General features: G+C 68.8%; 20 protein-coding genes and 2 pseudogenes. 18 read left to right on the plus strand and 4 right to left on the minus strand.

The window, feature by feature from the left end:
* The first annotated feature begins 207 nt into the window (after positions 1–207).
* The 5 genes and pseudogenes from ADK54_RS40310 to ADK54_RS44385 all read left to right on the plus strand — a co-directional run.
* Complete coding sequence (locus ADK54_RS40310; RefSeq protein WP_053730832.1) at positions 208–807, plus strand: (2Fe-2S)-binding protein; 600 nt, start codon at positions 208–210, stop codon at positions 805–807.
* Positions 804–1,796, plus strand: coding sequence for an FAD binding domain-containing protein (locus ADK54_RS40315; protein WP_053730833.1), 993 nt, complete (start codon positions 804–806; stop codon positions 1,794–1,796). The genes ADK54_RS40310 and ADK54_RS40315 overlap by 4 nt, the downstream gene beginning before the upstream one ends.
* Positions 1,793–3,931, plus strand: a complete 2,139-nt coding sequence (locus ADK54_RS40320; protein ID WP_053730834.1) for a xanthine dehydrogenase family protein molybdopterin-binding subunit — start codon at positions 1,793–1,795, stop codon at positions 3,929–3,931. Before ADK54_RS40315 ends, ADK54_RS40320 begins: the two co-directional genes overlap by 4 nt.
* Positions 3,924–5,060 (plus strand): XdhC family protein, encoded by a 1,137-nt coding sequence (locus ADK54_RS40325; RefSeq protein ID WP_053730835.1) that lies wholly within the window; start codon positions 3,924–3,926, stop codon positions 5,058–5,060. The genes ADK54_RS40320 and ADK54_RS40325 overlap by 8 nt, the downstream gene beginning before the upstream one ends.
* A gap of 142 nt (positions 5,061–5,202) precedes the next feature.
* Positions 5,203–5,387 (plus strand): annotated as a pseudogene (locus tag ADK54_RS44385) (FAD-dependent monooxygenase); the annotation flags it as partial.
* A 102-nt stretch (positions 5,388–5,489) separates the two neighbouring features.
* On the opposite strand, the gene ADK54_RS48060 reads toward ADK54_RS44385, so the two are convergent.
* From ADK54_RS48060 to ADK54_RS45445, 3 genes are all read right to left on the minus strand, one after another.
* Positions 5,490–6,218, minus strand: coding sequence for a transposase (locus tag ADK54_RS48060; RefSeq protein WP_234392410.1), 729 nt, complete (start codon positions 6,216–6,218; stop codon positions 5,490–5,492).
* 33 nt (positions 6,219–6,251) lie between these two features.
* Positions 6,252–6,812: an IS110 family transposase gene (locus ADK54_RS48065; RefSeq protein ID WP_234392411.1), complete on the minus strand. Its 561-nt coding sequence runs from the start codon at positions 6,810–6,812 to the stop codon at positions 6,252–6,254.
* Positions 6,813–6,942: 130 nt separating this feature from the next.
* Positions 6,943–7,347 (minus strand): helicase associated domain-containing protein, encoded by a 405-nt coding sequence (locus tag ADK54_RS45445; protein ID WP_159048036.1) that lies wholly within the window; start codon positions 7,345–7,347, stop codon positions 6,943–6,945.
* Positions 7,348–7,660: 313 nt separating this feature from the next.
* Between ADK54_RS45445 and ADK54_RS40345 the strand changes: the two genes are divergently transcribed.
* The 4 genes from ADK54_RS40345 to ADK54_RS40355 all read left to right on the plus strand — a co-directional run bounded on the left by ADK54_RS40345 (position 7,661) and on the right by ADK54_RS40355 (position 10,651).
* Positions 7,661–8,170 carry an RICIN domain-containing protein gene (locus tag ADK54_RS40345; protein WP_053730838.1) on the plus strand — a complete coding sequence of 170 codons (510 nt, stop codon included), beginning with the start codon at positions 7,661–7,663 and terminating at the stop codon, positions 8,168–8,170.
* Positions 8,171–8,589: 419 nt separating this feature from the next.
* Positions 8,590–9,261, plus strand: coding sequence for a hypothetical protein (locus ADK54_RS40350; RefSeq protein WP_053730839.1), 672 nt, complete (start codon positions 8,590–8,592; stop codon positions 9,259–9,261).
* Between the two features lie 286 nt (positions 9,262–9,547).
* On the plus strand, positions 9,548–9,790 hold the full coding sequence (locus tag ADK54_RS46520; protein ID WP_159048037.1) for a hypothetical protein: 243 nt from the start codon (positions 9,548–9,550) through the stop codon (positions 9,788–9,790).
* Between the two features lie 465 nt (positions 9,791–10,255).
* Positions 10,256–10,651, plus strand: a complete 396-nt coding sequence (locus tag ADK54_RS40355; protein WP_078967022.1) for a peptidoglycan-binding domain-containing protein — start codon at positions 10,256–10,258, stop codon at positions 10,649–10,651.
* Between the two features lie 33 nt (positions 10,652–10,684).
* Here the strand turns inward: ADK54_RS40355 and ADK54_RS40360 are convergent, their stop codons facing one another.
* Positions 10,685–11,350 carry a TetR family transcriptional regulator gene (locus tag ADK54_RS40360; protein WP_053730841.1) on the minus strand — a complete coding sequence of 222 codons (666 nt, stop codon included), beginning with the start codon at positions 11,348–11,350 and terminating at the stop codon, positions 10,685–10,687.
* Between the two features lie 107 nt (positions 11,351–11,457).
* Between ADK54_RS40360 and ADK54_RS40365 the strand changes: the two genes are divergently transcribed.
* From ADK54_RS40365 to ADK54_RS40390, 9 genes and pseudogenes are all read left to right on the plus strand, one after another.
* Positions 11,458–12,315, plus strand: a complete 858-nt coding sequence (locus ADK54_RS40365; protein WP_053730842.1) for an SDR family oxidoreductase — start codon at positions 11,458–11,460, stop codon at positions 12,313–12,315.
* 161 nt (positions 12,316–12,476) lie between these two features.
* Positions 12,477–12,902, plus strand: a complete 426-nt coding sequence (locus tag ADK54_RS44395; protein ID WP_078967023.1) for a helix-turn-helix domain-containing protein — start codon at positions 12,477–12,479, stop codon at positions 12,900–12,902.
* The gene (locus ADK54_RS40370) at positions 12,797–13,453 is read left to right on the plus strand and encodes a transposase (protein WP_234392412.1); all 657 of its coding nucleotides are present in this window, start codon (positions 12,797–12,799) and stop codon (positions 13,451–13,453) included. The genes ADK54_RS44395 and ADK54_RS40370 overlap by 106 nt, the downstream gene beginning before the upstream one ends.
* Positions 13,454–13,550: 97 nt before the next feature.
* On the plus strand, positions 13,551–13,709 hold the full coding sequence (locus tag ADK54_RS46525) for an IS3 family transposase (RefSeq protein WP_159048038.1): 159 nt from the start codon (positions 13,551–13,553) through the stop codon (positions 13,707–13,709).
* Positions 13,710–13,869: 160 nt separating this feature from the next.
* A complete protein-coding gene (locus ADK54_RS40375; RefSeq protein WP_159048039.1) occupies positions 13,870–15,159 on the plus strand; it encodes an RICIN domain-containing protein in 1,290 nt (429 codons plus the stop codon).
* A gap of 335 nt (positions 15,160–15,494) precedes the next feature.
* Positions 15,495–16,115 (plus strand): hypothetical protein, encoded by a 621-nt coding sequence (locus ADK54_RS46530; protein WP_159048040.1) that lies wholly within the window; start codon positions 15,495–15,497, stop codon positions 16,113–16,115.
* 249 nt (positions 16,116–16,364) lie between these two features.
* Positions 16,365–17,551: pseudogene (tuf, locus tag ADK54_RS40380) on the plus strand (elongation factor Tu).
* Positions 17,552–17,835: 284 nt separating this feature from the next.
* Positions 17,836–18,231, plus strand: coding sequence for a hypothetical protein (locus tag ADK54_RS40385; RefSeq protein ID WP_053730844.1), 396 nt, complete (start codon positions 17,836–17,838; stop codon positions 18,229–18,231).
* Positions 18,232–18,503: 272 nt separating this feature from the next.
* A partial coding sequence (locus ADK54_RS40390; protein WP_053730845.1) for an IS5 family transposase occupies positions 18,504–18,792 on the plus strand: 289 nt, incomplete at its 3' end.

Consider the following 18,792-nt stretch of genomic DNA (forward strand, 5'->3'; position numbering starts at 1 on the left):
CCTTGCTAACCGGACAACTGTCCGGTACGTTCTCAAGTAACGGACAGTTGTCCGGTTGCCTCCACCATAGCGGCGGACGCGACCCAGCGGCAGTCGCAGGCTGCCCCTGTCCGGCTCAGCACCCAGCACCTTCGTTTCGCCCCGCGCCGTACGTACTCCGGCCGCCGGACCCTCCCGTCCGCACTGTCCATGCGAAAGAAGCAGCTCATGGCCTCATCGACGTCCAGTGTCCTCTCGACGTCCAGTGTCATCACCTTGAAGATCAACGGCGAGAAACACACACTACCCGTCGACCACCGCACCACCCTGCTCGACGCACTCCGCGAGCGCCTCGACCTGACCGGCACCAAGAAGGGCTGCGACCAGGGACAGTGCGGGGCCTGTACCGTCCTGCTGGACGGGCGCCGGGCGGTCGCCTGTCTGCAACTGGCCGTCGCGGCCGAGAACCGCGAGATAACCACCATCGAGGGCGTGGCCGACGGTGACCGCCTGCACCCCGTGCAGCAGGCCTTCCTCGACCTGGACGGATTCCAGTGCGGCTACTGCACTCCGGGCCAGATCTGCTCGGCGATCGGGGTGATCGAGGAACACGCGGCGGGCTGGCCGAGCGCCGCCACCTCCGACGTACGGCCCGAGGCGGGGCCGCCGCCGCTGAGCGCCGAGGAGATCCGGGAGCGGATGAGCGGCAACCTTTGCCGCTGCGGCGCGTACGTGTCGATCGTCGAGGCGGTGGCCCGCGCGGCCCAGGTCCAGGCGGACGGGCGCCGCGGCGAGGACGTTCCGGCGGGCAAGGGGGCGGCGGCATGAGGGAGTTCGACTACCAGCGGGCGTCCGACGTCGCCGGCGCCGTCGCGCTGCTCGGCGCCGATCCGGACACCCGCTTCCTCGGAGGCGGCACCAACCTCGTCGACCTGATGAAGTCCGGGGTCGAGCGCCCCGCCCGGCTCGTCGACATCCGTGAACTCCCGCTCGACGAGATCGAGTCGACGCCCGACGGCGGACTGCGCATCGGCGCCACGGTCACCAACGGCGACCTCGCCGCCCACCCCGAGATCCGGCGTCGCTACCCGGCCCTCGCGCAGGCGGTGCTGGCGGGCGCCTCGGGACAGCTGCGCAACATGGCCACGGTCGGCGGGAACCTGCTCCAGCGCACCCGCTGCGGCTACTTCACCGACGTCACCAAGCCCTGCAACAAGCGGGTGCCCGGCAGCGGTTGCCCCGCGATCGAGGGCGAACACCATAACCACGCGATCCTCGGCGCCTCCGGTCACTGCGTGGCCGTACACCCCTCGGACATGGCCGTGGCCCTGACCGCCTTCGACGCCGTGGTCCACTTCCACACGGCCCACGGGCCGGGGGAGTTGCCGCTCACCGACTTCTACCCGCCCGTCGGCGACACCCCGCACCGTGAGACGGCCCTGCCGTCGGGCGCGCTGATCACCCACGTCACGCTCCCGCCCGCCCCGGTCGCCGCCCGCTCCCGCTACCGCAAGGTGCGCGAGCGTGCCTCGTACGCCTTCGCCATCGGCTCGCTCGCCGCGGCGCTCGACGTCCGCGACGGCGTCGTACAGGACGCCCGTCTGGCCTTCGGTGCCGTCGCCTCCCGTCCGTGGCGGGCCGGCGCGGCCGAGCAGGTCCTCATCGGTGCGCCTGCCGACGCCGGGACCTACGCCGCCGCGGCGGACGCCGAGCTGGCGGCGGCCCGGCCGCTGCCGCACAACGGCTACAAGGTGGAGCTGATCCGCAACCTCGTGGTGGCCGTCCTGTCCGAACTCGCCGAGGAAGCCGCCCGATGACCACCCTCAGCACCGCCACCACCCTGCACACAGCCGCCGTCGGCACCGCGCACACCCGAGTCGAGGGACGGGACAAGGTCACCGGAGCCGCCCGCTACGCCGGGGAGGTTCCCTTCGCCGACCTCGCCCACGGCTGGCTGGTGCTGTCCACGGTCGCGCGTGGCCGCATCCGTGACCTCGACACCGAGTCCGTCCTCGCCATGCCCGGTGTCCTCGCCGTCCTGGAACACCGCAACGCCCCGCGCCTCACCACCGACTACACCGGCCTGCTGGGCATGCGGCCGGACCCGACCTGCGCCGTCTTCCAGCACGACCGGGTGCCCCATCTGGGCTGGCCCGTGGCGCTGGTCGTGGCCGAGACGTCCGAGCAGGCCAGAGAGGCCGCCGAGACGCTCGTGGTGCGCTACGAACAGGAGCCGCACGACGTCGGGTTCGGCGCCGGACACCCCGACGCCTACGCGGCGGACGGACACATTCCGGCGGTGACGGAGAAGGGTGACCTCGACGCCGGACTGGCCGCCGCGGCCGTCGTCGTGGACGCCGAGTACACCACTCCCGAAGAGCACCACCATCCGATGGAACCCCATGCCGCGACCGCCCGCTGGGACGGCGGCCGGCTGGAGGTGACCGACTCCAACCAGGGCGCCACCTGGGTCGTCGGCGAGCTGGCGAACCTCTTCTCGCTCGACCCGGCCGCGGTGCGCGTACGCTCCGAACACGTCGGCGGCGGCTTCGGCAGCAAGGGCGTGCGCGCCCACCAGGTCGCCGCCGTGATGGCCGCGACCGTCCTGCAGCGGCCGGTGCGCGTCGTCCTGACACGCCGTCAGATGTTCTCGCTGGCCGGCTACCGCAGCCCCACCATTCAGCACGTCCGGCTCGGCGCCGACACCGACGGGCACCTGCGTGCTTTGGCGCACCACTCCCTCAGCCAGACCGCCACCGGCTACGAGTTCGTGGAATCGAGCGCCGGGGTGGCCCGGGTGATGTACGACGCCGACGCCCACCACACCGCCAACCGCGTCGTACGGCTCGACATACCGTCCCCGACGTTCATGCGCGCCCCGGGCGAGGCGCCGGGATCGTTCGCGCTCGAGGCCGCCCTCGACGAACTCGCCGAGAAGTGCGGGATCGACCCGATCGAACTGCGCCTGCGCAACGAACCCGACAGGGGGCCGGTGTCCGGCCTGCCGTTCGCCGGCCGCAATCTGGCCGCCTGCTTCCGGGAGGGCGCCCGCAGGTTCGGCTGGGCCGAGCGAGACCCGCGCCCCGGGCTGCGCCGCGAGGGCCGGCTGCTGCTCGGCACGGGCATGGCGGCCGCCTCCTTCCCGGCGGGCGCCATGCCGTCCACAGCGAGCGCGACCGCGCACCCGGGCGGCACCTTCACCGTCCGGATCTCGGCGGCCGACATCGGCACGGGGGCCCGTACCGCACTCACCCTGATAGCCGCCGACGCGCTGCGGACGTCTCCCGAACGCGTCCATGTGCGCATCGGCGACAGCGACTTCGGCCCGGCGATGATCGCCGGCGGCTCCATGGGCACCCGCTCCTGGGCCTGGGCGATCCGGGTGGCGGCCGCGGAGCTGTGCGAGCGGCTGGCCCTCGGCACCGGCATCCCGCCCGAGGGGATCACCGTACGGTCGGACACCACCGAGGCCATCGGCGCCCTCGCCGCGGCCGAACGGCACTCCTACGGCGCTCAGTTCGCGGAAGTCTCCGTGGACCCCGGCACCGGCGAGGTGCGGGTGCGGCGCATGCTCGGCGTCTTCGCGGCAGGCCGGATCATCAACCCGCTCACCGCGCGCAACCAGTTGCGGGGCGGCATGATCTGGGGCATCTCCATGGCCCTGCACGAGGAGGCCGTCCGCGACCGCGTCTCGGGCGGACACGTCGGCGCCGACCTCGCGGGCTACCACGTCGCGACACACGCCGACGTGCCCCGCATCGAGGCCGACTGGATCGAGGACACCGATCCCGACGACCCGGTCGGCATCAAGGGCATCGGTGAGATCGGCATCGTCGGCGCCGCGGCCGCCGTCGCCAACGCGGTCTGGCACGCGACCGGTGTGCGCCACCGCAGCCTGCCCATCCGCCCGGACCGGATCCTCGCGGCCGCCGCGGAGGCGCCGGATGCTTGACCTGGCCGAGGAACTGCACCAATGGGCCCAAGACGGCCGGGAGTTCGCCGTCGCGACCGTCGTGGCGGTCGGCGGCAGCGCGCCACGCGGTCCGGGTGCCGCCCTCGCCGTCGACAGCGAGGGCACCGTCATCGGCTCGGTCTCCGGCGGCTGCGTGGAGGGCGCGGTGTACGACCTGTGCCGCGAGGCGCTGCGGTCCGGCGAGAGCGTGCTCGAACGGTTCGGCTACAGCGATGAAGACGCCTTCGCCGTGGGACTGACCTGCGGTGGGACCATCGAGGTGCTGGTCACCCCGGTCTCCGGCCGGACCGGGGCGCTGTCGGCCGCGGCGCTGGCGGCCGCCGTCCGCCGTGAACCCGTGGCCCTCGCCCGGGTCGCCCGCGGCCCGGCCGGACTGCGCGGACACGCCCTGCTGGTCCGGCCCGACGGCACCTGCGAGGGCGGACTCGGTGGCCACCCGGACCTGGACCGGGTGGCGGCCGCCGAGGCCCGGGCCCTGCTGGAGTCGGGCCGCACCGGCACGGTGGAGCTCTCTGCGGACGGCACGCACTGCCCCGGCGGTCTCACGCTGCTGGTCGAGTCGAACGTGCCGCCGCCGCGCATGATCGTGTTCGGCGCGATCGACTTCGCGGCGGCGCTCGCGAGGGTGGGAAAGTTCCTCGGGTATCACGTGACCATCTGTGACGCCCGCCCGGTCTTCGCCACCCGGGCCCGCTTCCCCGAGGCCGACGAGGTCGTCGTGGACTGGCCGCACCGGTATCTGCGGCGCACCGGCACCGACGCCCGCACGGTGCTGTGCGTGCTCACCCACGACGCCAAGTTCGACGTGCCCCTGCTGACGGCAGCGCTGCAGATGCCGGCGGCGTTCATCGGGGCGCTGGGCTCGCGCCGCACGCACGAGGACCGCACCCGGCGGCTGCGCGCGGAGGGCGTGACCGCGGCGGAACTGGCCCGGCTGCGCTCGCCGATCGGCCTCGACCTCGGCGCCCGGACGCCCGAGGAGACCGCGCTGTCGATCGCGGCGGAGATCGTCGCCGTCCGGCGGGGCGGTACGGGTGTCCCGCTGACCGGTTCGACGATGCCGATCCACCACGACGACGAAAAACCAGGGAGGCGGGAGGCTGCCTGAAGGAGTAGGATATTCATCAGCCGATGAATTAATACTGATGAAGCAGCGCTCCCGAATCTGCTGCTGACTCACTGCTCTTCCGAAGGGCAGGACTGCCACGGAACAGACCACGTGCTGCGTCGTGGGCGGCGGCCCCGCGGGCATGGTGCCGCCCTGCTGCTGGCCCGGTCCGGCATCGACGTGACAGTGCTGGAGAAGCACGGCGACTTCCTGCGCGACTTCCGCGGCGACACCGTCCACCCCTCCACCCCGGCGCTGCTGGACGACCTCGGCCTGGCAGAGCGCTTCGCCAGGCTGCCGCAGCGCCGGGTGCGCACCGTCCAACTGCGATGTGCCGGTTTGGTGAAGCTAGTCGGAAAAACGAAGCTCAGCCGGGCAGGCGACAGCATCCGGGCCGCTTGCGGACCGGATGTCGGTGGGACGGGGCGGTCAGGCTGACGCGGGTGCGACGTGGTGGCCGAGGGCCTGGAGCTGGCGGACGAGGTCGAGGGTCTTGCGGGCGGGATCGAGATGGCGCCGGTGCCAGTCGGCATCAAGCTCTTGGTAGGAGGCGTCCGGGTCGTTGATCAGGTGCCAGGCATTGACGAGTATCGAGCGGGCGACAGCAACGAGTGCTTTGGCGTGTCCGCGGCGTTTGACGATGCGGCGGTAACGGGCGCCGAGGAAGGTGTCGGTGAGGGCTGCGGCGTTGGCGGCTTCACCGAGGGCGCCCTTGAGCCAGGGGTTGCCCTGTCCGGCCGGGCCCGCGGTGTTCTTTGCCCCGGACTGGATGGTGCGGGGGCACAACTCCGCCCAGGAGACGAGGTGTTCGGGGGTGGGAAAGCGGCTCATGTCCGCGCCGATCTCGGCGAGGATGATCTGCGCGGTGGTCGGCCCGATGCCAGGGACGGCGTCCAGCTTCTCCGCCAGGACCCGTGCACTCACTGGGGCGGTCGGCCCGTCCCCGGCGCCCGGACCGTCGTGCGGGGTGGTGATCTCCTCCAGGGCCTGGGCGATGAGTCGGTCGAGTTCGTGGATCTGGCCGGTCAGATGGTCGACGGTGGACAGCAGCACCCCGAGCAGTCGTGCATGGTGGTCCTCGAACTGCCCTGTGAGAGCCTCGGCCAGGGCCGTCTTCCTTCTTGACGAGACTGCCCTGGGCGAGCTCTGCGAGGGCACGAGGGTTGCGTTCGCCGGCGACCATGGCGTTCATCATGGCCCGCCCCGACAGGCCGAACAGGGCGGAGACGGCCCGGACAGTTTGATCTGCGCGCCCTGCAGGGCCTTGTCCACACGGTGCTTGTGCCGGGTGCGCTCCTGGACGAACACGGTGCGGGTGCGGGTGAAGTCCCGCAGTCGCCGGACCGGCTTGGGCGGGACGAACGAGGCGCGTACCATGCCGCGTTCGGCGAGCTTGGCCAGCCAGACCGCGTCCAGCTTGTCGGTCTTGGGACGGCCGGGGACGTTCTTCACGTCCCGCGCGTTCACGAGCCAGCAGTCGAGGCCGCAGGCTTCCAGCAGGTAGAAGAACGGGCGCCAGTACGAGCCCGTCGCTTCCATCACTACCCGCTCGACGCCCTGGCAGATGAGCCGGTCGCCGAGTTCCAGGATCGCGTTGGTGGTCGAGGCGACCGTCCAGACCTGCTGGATCCGCCGGCCTTCGATGGTGTCGTGCGGGACTCGCAGGCAGACCATCCCGGACGCCTTGGCGATATCGATCGCCGCGACCCTGGCGACCGTTCCGTCGTCGTGGTCTTCTCTCAACTCCTCCATGACGTGCTCCCTGTTGCACCGGTGCGGGCGGGGCTGCCCGGGGAGCCTGAGGGGAACGGAGAAGCTGATCGGCGTGCTCAAGGCGACAGTGAGCTGTTTCCAACTTCAGGTTGAGGCGAGGTGTCCGCCTTCAAGTGGTCATCTGACGGCCGGTGAGTGGGGCTTGGTCGAGGCGTACCTCCCGCTCGGTGAGCGGGGCCCGATTCCCGATCTGCGACGGCGGATGCTGGTGAACCACTGCCCGACCGGCTTGTCGAGCACGGTGGCATGTCGGGGCGCGGCCAGCGTGCCGGTCTTCGCGTAGTAGGCGCGCGGCCGCGAGGTTCTCGGCGGACTGGGCGTCGGCGGTGTCCCACGCGACCCCCAGCGCCTGCAGTTCGTCGGCCCGCTTGCTGTTCATCTGCCCGGCCTGCAGCGCGCGGCGCTGGTCGGAGAGCCACCGGCCGAGCGGGTAGTGGCTGACCTGCCGGATCCGATGTGGCAGGACCCGGCCGGCGGCTGCGTCTGGGCGGCGTGGGAGGTCGGCCGAACGCATTCTGGTCGCCGCGAGGCGGAGGGACGTAGAGCCGACCGGGTTCAACCTCGACGACGTCTGTGGTTGCTTCGTTCCCGCCTGACTTGGATCTGCGGCTGCTCACGACATCCCATGCAGCGTCCCAGCTTCTTCTCGGGACGGAGTCGGGACGTTCTCACATCCTTGAGACAGCGGGACGCGTGTCACGCGCTGCTACAGATGTCCCATCACCAAACGTCTGGCCAGGCACGACGTCTCACAGGCACGGCACGGCAGGCGCGGCACACGCACGCAGATCTCTTGGTCTGCGTCACTTTTGAAAAGGGACATCTCCATGACACGCATCCTTGGACGAATCAGCGCCGTTTCGGCGGGCCTCGCGCTCGCGGGTGCCGCTGCCCTCGTCGCCGCCCCCTCGGCCATGGCCGCGCCCTCAACGCTTCACAACTTCAACTCGAATCAGTGCCTGGGCATCCTGAACGGCAGCAGCTCCTGGGGCGCCCACGCGATCCAGTGGGGCTGCAACGGAAACGACGACCAGAAGTGGTCCTTCCAAGGGGCCGGCGACATCTACATCACCCTCACCAACTCCAATGACGGCGAGTGCCTCGGTATCGACGGCGGAAGCACCGCCCAGGGCGCCCGCGCCATCCAGTGGGGCTGCAACGGAAACGACGACCAGAAGTGGCACATGGTCTACAACGGTCCGCAGACCGGGACCTACCGCTTCGTCAACAAGAAGTCCGGCCAGTGCCTCGGCATCCTGAACGGCAGCAATGGCCAGGGCGCCGAAGCGATCCAGTGGGGCTGCAACGGCAGGAACGACCAGTCCTGGTACCTCTGACATCACGAAGCGCAACGCCAGGCAGGCAGTACCCGTCACAGGGCGGCGGCCCCCGCTGATGGTGGACACGGGATTTCCGCTGTCCGCCCACACGCAGGAGTGGACGTACGAGCGGGGGGCCGGACGGCCGTCGCCGCCGGGTCGGGACGTTCCGCTTCAATTCCGCGGCGGACCTGAAGAACTCCCTGCGGGACGCGGTCCTGGAGGTCGGCTGGAGCTGGCGCGGCGTGCTGCTGAAGCTGTGGGGATACGTACGGGCCTCGTAGCGCTTTGGTATTGAAGCGGTCATGAATCGGCCACGACCCTACGCAAATCGGTCATCGGCATGGCGGAGCCGGTCGCTCCTGGACTAGGAACTCTGTTCGCGGAGAGCGCCACAGGCGTTCCACAGTCACATGTCTCACGGGGGAGTACGAACAATGAGCATCTTCGCCATGCGCAAGGCCACCACGCTGGGTGCGGCCGGTCTGGTCGTCGTCGGTTTGCTGGCACTGAGTGCGTGCAAGAGCGGCGACAGCTCGGACGGGGCGGCCAAGGGCCCGACGACCGCGCCGAGTTCACCGTCGCCGTCGTCGCAGCCCGATCAGTCGGCCCGGCCGAGCTCCCCCGCCGATCAGGGCGGGGCCGCCGGTGACGCGAAGGGCGGGCAGACCTTCAAGATCGGCGAGGCGGCGCAGTTCCCGTTCAAGTACGGCACCACCACCAAGGGCAGGATCGCGCTGACCGTCACCTCGATCGAGCAGGGCGCCCCCGCCGACCTGACGCCGCTCAAGCTCGGTGACAAGGCGGCCGGCAAGGTCCCGTACTACATCCACTACTCGGTCAAGAACGTCGGCACCACCGACCTGGCGTACGCCTCCGTGGGCCACATCAAGGGCCGCCTCGGGGACGGCACCGAGGCGCAGGACCTGATGATCATCGGCTCGTTCGAGAAGTGCCCCAGCGACTCGCTGCCGAAGGGCTTCACGAACGGCAAGACGCAGGCGGGCTGCGCGATCGCGCTGGCCCCGTCGGCCACGACGAAGGTCGTGTCCGCGGAGTACTGGGGCGACCCGTTCATGACGAACGGCCAGGGCCTGATCTGGAAGTGAGCAGGTAGGTGTAAGCGTGGCGGTGGCCGGGCAACCGGCCACCGCCAGGCCGGCCGCGGGGCGCTCCTGCCGCCCGATCCGTGTCTGGCGTGCGGGCAAGCTCCTGAAGGGGGTGATGCGCTCGCGGGCGTGCTGGACCTCTCTCACGCGTAGACGTAATGGCGGCAGGGGTTCGGGCCGCCCGTGCGGCAGCTGCGGCACGCCCGTTACGGCTGGGCGTGCCGATTCTGCGTACTGTGATGCGCGCTGCCGGCAGAAGGCCTACCGGCGCCGGAGGACGGCGCGGGTGGTGGATCCGGTCGCGGAACTGCGGGCAGTGGCGGGCCCGTTCGTGGTCGCGCTCAGGCCCGGTGTCTCCCAGGCGCTCTACAAAGCCCTGCACCGGCTGCATGTCGCACATGTGCGCGGCCATGGTCAGAGTGCGGCTGTGGCCCGGCTTGCCTCCATGGATCCCGAGCGGGTCAAAGTCCCCGCATCGGAGGAGGGCCGTCGCCTGCGGGCCGCCCTGTGCGGTATCCGGTCCGCATGATCCCTCACGCGGACCCGTAACGACTGCCCTGCCCAAGGGGCGGTGTGTGGCTAGGGCGTGTCCGACGGGTCCTGCCGGGGCGCTCGGGATCTGGCACGCACGCCAGCAGTCCCCGACGCCTCCCAGGACGCGCGTCGCCTCACAGCGCATCACTGCTCATAGGCGAGACGGCTCGGCTTCTCAGCTTGGCCCTGTCGGGCCGCCGAAGCCGCGCCGCGCCGCCGTCGCCAGGCTGGGCCGACCGTGTCAGTCATCGAACCGGCCAAAGCCTTGGATCACCGGGTCCCGCTCCGTGGCGGCACCGCACAGGGCGTACGCCCCGGAGCCGAGGGCACCAGGCCCGTATTGCCGACCAACCCCCTACGAGCACCCGCTAATTGGGTGGCCGCGCCCGACTAGTGATCCATAGCCTCAAGGCACACGTCCCAGACCGGGGCGCAGAACACCAAAGGGGTGTATTTCGCCATGAAATCAACACGTAGATTAGCCGTATCCACAGCCTTCGTTTCTGCGGCTCTGGCCGCCGTCACGGCCCTCGGCACCACGACCGCGTCGGCGGAGACGGAACCCAAGGTGCCGATCGAGGGCGTCGCGTGCGGCTTCGACGGCACCGTCACACCACGAACCGTTCGCCTCGGCGACCACGGACCCGCGGTCAGGGAGGCCCGGTGCCTCCTCGACTTCTGGGGCTACATCGACTTCAGCTGGGACGACGAGACCCACGGCACGTTCGACGCCCATGTGGAAGAAGCGGTCAGGAGCTTCGAGGAGCGCCGCGGACTGCCCGTCGACGGCGTCGTCGGACCCGAGACCTGGGAGGAACTGCGCCACAGCCTCGGCGCGCCTCACCGGCCTCGCTAGGGCCTGTCCGGCGGATTTTGTGCCGCCGTGTTTCTACGGCTCGCCTCCTGAAGTCGCCGCGGCCCCTGTCAGAAGCAGGGTCACCAACCGTGTGAGCCGGGGCGCGAACTCGGATGCTACATGGGCGAAGAGCGGGTCCTCGGCATACAGCCGGGCCAGGGTTTCCGGCGGATTCGAGGTCTGCCACTGCTGTGCCGCCATCGCGGTGGCACCGGCGATCACGTCGACCGCCCGCCCCCGGGCCAGCCACGGCAACGCGGCGCTCAAGGCGCGGGAGATGCGGTCGACGGCGTCGAGGGCAGTGACCTTGAAGTCGCGGACCTGCTCCTGGGTCACCCCGCGTTCCAGGTTGAGCTGGGCGTGGGCGAGCAGGTCGCAGAAGAGGGGGCGTTCGGCGAGCGTGGTGACGAGTACGGCCGCGGCTGCGGCAGGTTCCTCCGAGCCTTGCAGGCTCTCCTCGACGGCATCGGCCCAGTCCTGCCAGCCGTCCGCTGCGAGCAGGAGGAAGACCGCTTCGCGTGAGGCGAAGTAGCGCAGCACCGCCGACTTGTGGACGCCCGCCTCGGCGGCGACGTCGGTGAGGGTCACCTGCCGGACGCCATCACGCAGCCCCAGCGTGGCGGCGGCTTCCAGGATGTCCTGCCGGCGCTGTTCCTTGTGTTCCGGGCGCCGGGCGCGCTGGAACGGCTGTGTAGTCATGTGAGCACGTTAACGCAACGTGGGTGCGTTGAGTTTGCGGACTTAGTGAACCACTGTTTCACTAAGTCGGAGGGGGATCGCACTCACCTCATCGAAAGGGCTTTCCGATGTCTGCGAAGACCATCGCCATCACCGGCACTGCGAGCGGGTTCGGGTACCTGAGTGTGCGCCGCTTCGCCGAGGCCGGATGGAACGTCGTGGCCACCGTCCGCAAGGAAGCGGACCTGGACGCACACGCCGGACTGGACAACGTCAAAACGCTCCTGCTGGACGTCGACGACGAGGGCGCCGACCTGGGCTTCGGCGATCTTGCGCTGTCGCAGTTCGGCCGACTGGACGCGCTGATCAACAATGCCGGGTACTTCCAGGGCGGCCCGCTGGAAGCCACCACGATGGACCAGGTCCACCGGCAGTTCCAGACCAACGTCTTCGGGCTGATCGCACTGAACAAGGCAGTCGTTCCGATCTTCCGCAAGCAGCGCTCGGGCGTCATCGTCAACGTCAGCTCCATCAGCGCCGACGCGGGATTCCCGTACACCTCGGTGTGTCAGGCGTCGAAGGCCGCCGTCGCCTCCCTCAGTGAGGGCCTGCACGCGGAACTCGCCGAGTTCGGCGTCTCGGTCAAGGCACTGCACCCCGGCAGCCACGAGACCAAAATCTTCAGCAAGGTCGACCGCGCCGAAAACGCTCCGGAGGACTACACCGCTTCCTGGAACACCTTCGCGTCACTGAACCTCGTCCGCTCCGACCCGGCCCTCACTGCCGAGGTCATGCTCCGCATGGTCACCGACGGCAACACCACGAAGGTCCACTACTACAGCGGCCCCGACGGCGAGGCCGTCCCACGCGTGAAGCAGCTCCTCGGCCAGGACTGGTACCTGGAAGAACTCGGCGCACGAAACCGCGGCAAGGCCACGGCCCTGTGGGACGCCCTGATGCCGGCTCCCAACAACGCAACCGCGTAACGAAGAATCGGCCTCAGGAACGACCTCGGCCCTGGCGCCCCGCCAGCCGCACGCAAGCGGCTCCATATCCGCCGGACGGGCTCTATTGCTGCGTTCCTGTTTGAGTGGGTAAGAGCGCTGGTAGCGGGGCGGGTGCGGGTGCTCGGGGTGGGTGTCTGACGATGGTGTTGGGGTGCAGTCCCAAAACGGTGCGCTGCTGGCTGCACCGTTTCAACCGGGCTGGCATTGCGGGACTTGAGGACCTGGGCGGGCAGGGCCGTAAACGCCGGATCACCGAGCAGGAGCGTTTTCGGGTCATTGCGCTGGTCAAGTTGCTGCCGCCGGGGAGCCTGCGATGGGAACCCGTGGACGAGCTGTGGGCGCGGGACGAGTTGGGGGCGGCGGAGTGGGCGCTGGACATCCTGGCGGCCGCAGCCCAGGCTGGCGGCATCCAGGTCAGCCGCTCGCGGGTGCGCCGGATCCTCCTGGCTGAGGGGGCGCGGTGGCGCCGTCCGCGTTCCTGGACGCGTTCGGCCGACCCGGACTTCGTCCCAAAAGAACGCGGATCTTCGGCCTGTACACCGCCCCGCCGCCCGACGCGACGGTGATCTGTGCGGACGAGTTCGGGCCGGTGATCCCGCGGACTTTTCCACCCGGACCGGGCTGGTCGCCGGACGGACACCGGATCAAGTCCGAACTCGACTATGGCCGGGGCCCGGAGAAGGCTTGGGTCTTCGGCGGCCTGCGGATCCGCGACGGCATACAGGTCACGATGACCGCGCCGTCCCGCAGCAGCTTCTGCCACCAGCAGTTTCTGGAGCGCGTGGAGCAGGCCAACCCGACGGGGCCGATCTGGACCGTCACCGACAACCTGTCTGCACACCGCAGCGTGTCCACCAGGACCTGGCTGGAAGACCACCCGCGCATCCGCCACGCCTTCATCCCGGTCGGTGCCTGCTGGCTCAACGTGCAAGAAGGCTGGTGGCGTCTCTTCCGCAAGACCGCGTTGGCCGGCCGTTCCTTCTGCAACCCCCACGACATCGCGCACGCCACCGAGCTGGCCACTGCCCAGCTCAACACCCGTGCCCGACCCTGGATCTGGGGACGACCAGCACCTCCCACCCGCACACGCAGGCGTCGCTATGTGTACGTCCTATGAGTAACGCAGCACTAGCGATATGCCGTGTCACGCCCATTCCACACCGAACTGCGCGAGGGTGGCGCGCTGTTCGGGGGTGAGTTTGCCGCGACGGGTTTTGACCGGCATCACAGACGCCGAGGTCGCCGTCGCCGAGTACACCGACTGGTTCAATCAGCGACGCCTGCACGGCGAGCTCGGCCACGTGACTCCCGCCGGGCACGAGGCGGCCCTAAATGCGGCCGAACCTCCTGAGTCACTCCAGAAAGCCAGTTGACTCAGTCTCCACAGAACCCGGGGCTCGACAGTATGTCGTCTGCGAACACTTCTCCCCGCGCCGCCACCAGACGGTCCGCTCCCGGTGCAACAACAACCAGGTCGAGTTGGTGGCGGCCCCAGGGCGGAATAACTCAACTGCCGCCGTTTGCTTCCCGATTATGAGACCGACACGGAAAGTGCTTGTCGTCATCACACGGCTGGGGACCGTAGCGGCACTCGTCGCGGGTCTGCTGACAGCGAGCTTCGGGACCGCGATCGCGAAGAACCTGGAAGAACACCACCCGGTGTCCTACAACATGGAGGGCGGTCAGGGTGGGGACGTGACCCCGAAGTGGAGCAACGACGTGCTCCAGCTGACCCGTGGCCACGACGTGGTGGCGATCCAGGAGGCCGGACCGATCCCGCCGATGGACCGGAACGGCATCTTCCACTGGCAGGAGAACATCAGGGCCAACGGCCACACGGTGTACCACTATCTGCGCAATTTCGGCACACCGGACTCGCCGGTCCTGCGGCATGTGTACTTCCTGGAAACCGACCCGGCGGGCCATCGGGTCAATCTGGCCTTCGTGACACACGATGCGCCGACCGATGACCAGGTCTGGGTCACGGCTCCCACCCTGCCGAACAGCCGCGCTTCACTCGGGGTCAGGTTCGGCCAAACGATCTTCAACAACGTGCATGGCCTGGCTCGTGGCCACGGTCCGGACATCCCCGGCCAGATCGAGGTGATCGACCGCGACCAGCGGCGGGCCGGATACGACTACGCGGTCCTCGGTGATTTCAACCGGGATCCAGACAGCCTGCACGGCAGGCTACCGGCGGACACTCACGTATACCGGCCCGGGGTGACCACCCACCTGAACGGCGGCGAGTGGGATTACATGGTGGCCAGTCGCGGCGTTCCGCTGTACACCGGACACGCGATGAACGGGATCTCCGCCGACCATCTCCCGGTGGAGTTCGGCGCCATCCCGCTCCGGGGTGCCGCGTTCTCGCTGGGGAACTACCACTCGTACAGCGCGCGGGGTGCCGAACGGATCCTCGACATCGACCGGGAGCGGCCGGACAACGGCACGCACATCCTGCTGTATGACAACCACCATGCGGGCAACCAGGCATTCGAGTTCATCCCGGGCGGCGGTGGCGCCTTCTGGATCGGCAACCCGGTCACACACAAATGCCTGGACATGAGGCGAGGCCAGAACACGGGTCCCGGGGACTGGCTCAACGAGTGGAGCTGTCTGCACCAGAGCAGTCAGAAATGGCGGGTGGAGTACTGGAAGACCGATCCTGGCGCGGCGGCGATCATCAACGAGCAGACCGGTGACTGCCTGGATGTGTCCCGGGAGCAGAACCGCAACGGCTCCTGGGCCGTGATCGAACCGTGCAACGGCCACGACAGCCAGAAGTGGACGCTGCAATTCCTCGCCGAACGCAAGAGTTAGTGGCTCAAGACAGGTTGCGGAATGCGCCGGGCAAGCCTGCCTCCCCTGTGACGTGCCGACTTGTGCCGGGCACGGGCGCTATTCCGGTGTGGCGATGACGCAGTGGCTGGTGGTGGCAGCCAACGGTGTACGGCGGACGATCGAGGCCAGGAGCGGGGAAAGACCGTCCGCCGAGATCCTTGTTTCGCTAGTGTCGTTTTGTGGCTCAAAAAACCTGCGCAGAGTGCGGGCATGGGTATCCGCCGGCCGAACTTCAGCCGGTTTTGCCCGGAGAACGCAGGTGCCCGCAGTGCGGGGGCAGCCGGGTCAACATGGCGCTAGGTCTCCAGGCTGTCGTGGAGGCGAGCACGGCGGAAGAGCTGTCGATGGAGATCACAGCCCATCTGTGGCTGCGCTGGGCGGAGATCGCGATAGATCAGGCTCTTACGGCACGCCGGGTACGCAGTGAACCGGTGCAGCCGGGCGGCGGCAAGATACCGGGTTCCGTGGTCCGGGAATTCCAGGCGTCGATGTGCGCTGTTGCTGCCGCGTCCTTCTCCCTGGACGCCCTGTTCGGCTCCACGGGGGTGCCTCCGTCGATCCGGAAGTGGTGGCCCGGGAAACGACCGAACCGACCAACCGCGATCCGAGAAGCCCTCAAGCGGGCTTTCGATACGGGCCCCGTCAACACCACATGGGTCGCCGAGTTCTCCTGGCTTTTCGATCTCCGGGATGCAGCGGTACACGCCGAGGCCGTTCCCAAGCCCTCTCGTCTTCATCCGCGAGGCATGCGCACTGCCCAGGAGCACGTCGACTACTCGGCTGAGTCGGCAGCCAGGGCAGTCGAGTTGGCGCTCGGCGTGCTGCTCTGGTGCATTGATCATCCGAAGCGCGGGGTGCCGGAAGCCGTCCGCTGGGCAGAAGCCCATCGTGCAGGCGTCGCCGGACTGGAGAAGCGATGGTTTCAGGTGGCTTGAATCGCTATCGGGTGCTGTTGGCGGCGAGCGCAGTGGGTGTCACCGGCGGCAGGCAGTATCTCGGCGAGCCGGGTACTGCAGGAGACCTTCTCCAGCAGGCTGACGGGCGTTGGCGCGGAGACCGCGATGTCTGTCTGCCTCCCTTTGCTCCGGTTGGCCACTGGATGGCTTGATCTTGAGCTTTACCTGTAGTCGTTTGACTACCTAGCGTGATTATGGTTCGGTCGCCCAGGAGGATCGAGGCATCCCTTGTCCAAGGAGAAGTTCGAGCGCACCAAGCCCCATGTGAACGTGGGGACGATCGGCCATGTGGATCACGGGAAGACCACGCTGACCGCTGCCCTCACCACGGTACTCGCGAAGACGTACGGCGGTTCGGCCCGCGCGTTTGACCAGATCGACAACACCCCGGAGGAGAAGGCGCGCGGGGTCACGATCAATACCAGCCACGTCGAGTACGACACTCCCACCCGTCACTACTCGCACGTGGACTGCCCCGGCCACGCCGACTACGTCAAGAACATGATCACGGGTGCGGCGCAGATGGACGCCGCGATTCTCGTGGTCGCGGCCACCGACGGCCCGATGCCGCAGACCCGGGAGCACATTCTGCTGGCCCGCCAGGTCGGGGTGCCGTACATCGTGGTCTTCCTGAACAAGTGCGACATGGTCGACGACGAGGAACTGCTGGAGCTGGTGGAGATGGAGGTCCGGGAGCTGCTCTCGCAGTACGACTTCCCCGGTGACGACCTTCCGGTCGTCCATGGCTCCGCGCTCAAGGCTCTGGAGGGCGATGCGGAGTGGGAGGCCAAGGTCATCGAGCTGGCCGGACATCTGGACACCTACGTACCCGAGCCGGAGCGGGCCGTCGACAGGCCGTTCCTGATGCCGATCGAGGACGTCTTCTCCATCGCCGGCCGCGGCACGGTGGTCACCGGCCGCATCGAGCGCGGCGTCGTCAAGGTCGGCGAAGAGGTCGAGATCGTCGGGATCAAGGAGACGGTCAAGTCGACCTGCACGGGTGTCGAGATGTTCCGCAAGCTGCTGGATGAGGGACGGGCCGGGGAGAACTGCGGGGTGCTGCTGCGGGGCATCAAGCGCGAGGAGATCGAGCGGGGCCAGGTGTCCTGGCCAAGCCCGGCTCGATCAAGCCGCACACGCAGTTCGAGGCCGAGGTCTACATCCTGGGCAAGGAGGAGGGCGGCCGCCACACGCCCTTCTTCAAGGGCTACCGCCCGCAGTTCTACTTCCGCACCACCGATGTCACCGGCACCATCGAACTGCCCGAAGGCGTCGACATGGTCGTGCCCGGCGACAACATCAACATGAAGGTCACCCTGATCCACCCCATCGCCATGGACGACGGGCTGCGCTTCGCGATCCGTGAGGGCGGCCGGACGGTGGGCGCCGGCGTGGTGGCCAAGGTCATCGCATAGCCGCCGTGCGGCCGTTCGTTCCTGACGGTATCAACGGTGCCTCGACGTGCGGTCTTCGGCCCGATCGTCACCGGCAGGGTGGTGTCGTTGAGGGGAGGGCTGTTCGCCGTGCGGTGCTGGGAGGGGCTGGCTTTGTCCGCGGGTCGTGAATTTTGTTGCTCGCGGGTTTGGGAGGCGCGTGTGCCCACGGTCGGGTGATGTACACGGGTTTTGGATGTGAGCGGCTTTCTTGCCGGGGGAGCATCGGAGTGTTCCGAGTGGATGAACTGGTGAGAGGAGATTCCGTGACGGAGACGCAGACGGAGCAGGCGGTCCGCGGTGGGAGCCCGGACTCCGCGGTCGACCGGGTGGCCGACTTCTACGGCGCCTACATCGACGCCGTCTCTGACGGTACGGACGACCTGGGGTCGCAGCTTCGCTCCCACTACCTCACGGAGGACTTGCGGCAGCGGTTGGCTGCCTGGGAGGAGGCCAACCACGCCGACGGCGTCCTGCGCGCCCAGGACGTGGCCACTCGCTGGGAGGTGAAGTACCGCGACAGCGGTGGCGGGGTCCTGTCCTGCACGGTCACGTTGACCTGGGGCACCGGCCCCGACGCCGGACAGACCCAATTGGCAGTGCGGAGCGACCTGAGCACCAAGCTCATCTCAGACATCGAAGACGACATCCCAGTCGACTGACCCACCCCGCGATTGGGCTGAAGCCCGGCAGTTGTGAGCACTGCCGGGCCCGCCGAGCAGGAAGCGCAGTCTGCCGGTCTTGATGACGGGGACCGGGCAGCCCTGCACGAGTCAGCCGAGTCACCCGGTATCCGCCAATGGTCGGTGCGGGGTGACAGTGAGCTCTTTTCGATCTGGCGGTCTGGGCCACGAGTTGGACGGTCCTGCGTAACGACGAAGCTCCTGGTAGACGGTGTCACGACCAAGGTCCACCGTGCTGCCAGGCGCCTCGTGTGCTTGTCTGCCCGTCCTCGATCGGCCTGTCCAGCCGCACCCTGCAGTACCTGACCGGACGACTCGTCTTCCGAAGGCGGGAAATCGGTAGGCGATGGCGCCGCCTGACCGCGGGCCGCCAGGCCCTGCTTGCCCTGGGGCACCTGCGATGCGGTGACACCTACGCCCAGCTCGCGGCCGGGTTCGGGGTCGGCATCGCGACGGTGTTCCGCTACATACACGAGGCCGTCGACGTTCTGGCCGCCCTCGCGCCGCCCCTGGGCGAGGCGATGAAGACCATCCGGACCA

It is taken from the genome of Streptomyces sp. WM6378 (assembly GCF_001279695.1).
GTDB lineage: Bacteria > Actinomycetota > Actinomycetes > Streptomycetales > Streptomycetaceae > Streptomyces.

Excerpts from the sequence above, each read along its gene's own strand:
- ADK54_RS40310 (WP_053730832.1), top strand. The coding sequence starts at position 208 with ATGGCCTCATCGACGTCCAGTGTCCTCTCGACGTCCAGTGTCATCACC.
- ADK54_RS40315 (WP_053730833.1), top strand. The coding sequence starts at position 804 with ATGAGGGAGTTCGACTACCAGCGGGCGTCCGACGTCGCCGGCGCCGTC.
- ADK54_RS40320 (WP_053730834.1), top strand. The coding sequence starts at position 1,793 with ATGACCACCCTCAGCACCGCCACCACCCTGCACACAGCCGCCGTCGGC.
- ADK54_RS40325 (WP_053730835.1), top strand. The coding sequence starts at position 3,924 with ATGCTTGACCTGGCCGAGGAACTGCACCAATGGGCCCAAGACGGCCGG.
- ADK54_RS48065 (WP_234392411.1), bottom strand. The coding sequence starts at position 6,812 with ATGGAGGAGTTGAGAGAAGACCACGACGACGGAACGGTCGCCAGGGTC.
- ADK54_RS45445 (WP_159048036.1), bottom strand. The coding sequence starts at position 7,347 with ATGCGTTCGGCCGACCTCCCACGCCGCCCAGACGCAGCCGCCGGCCGG.
- ADK54_RS40345 (WP_053730838.1), top strand. The coding sequence starts at position 7,661 with ATGACACGCATCCTTGGACGAATCAGCGCCGTTTCGGCGGGCCTCGCG.
- ADK54_RS40350 (WP_053730839.1), top strand. The coding sequence starts at position 8,590 with ATGAGCATCTTCGCCATGCGCAAGGCCACCACGCTGGGTGCGGCCGGT.
- ADK54_RS40355 (WP_078967022.1), top strand. The coding sequence starts at position 10,256 with ATGAAATCAACACGTAGATTAGCCGTATCCACAGCCTTCGTTTCTGCG.
- ADK54_RS40360 (WP_053730841.1), bottom strand. The coding sequence starts at position 11,350 with ATGACTACACAGCCGTTCCAGCGCGCCCGGCGCCCGGAACACAAGGAA.
- ADK54_RS40365 (WP_053730842.1), top strand. The coding sequence starts at position 11,458 with ATGTCTGCGAAGACCATCGCCATCACCGGCACTGCGAGCGGGTTCGGG.
- ADK54_RS44395 (WP_078967023.1), top strand. The coding sequence starts at position 12,477 with ATGGTGTTGGGGTGCAGTCCCAAAACGGTGCGCTGCTGGCTGCACCGT.
- ADK54_RS40375 (WP_159048039.1), top strand. The coding sequence starts at position 13,870 with ATGAGACCGACACGGAAAGTGCTTGTCGTCATCACACGGCTGGGGACC.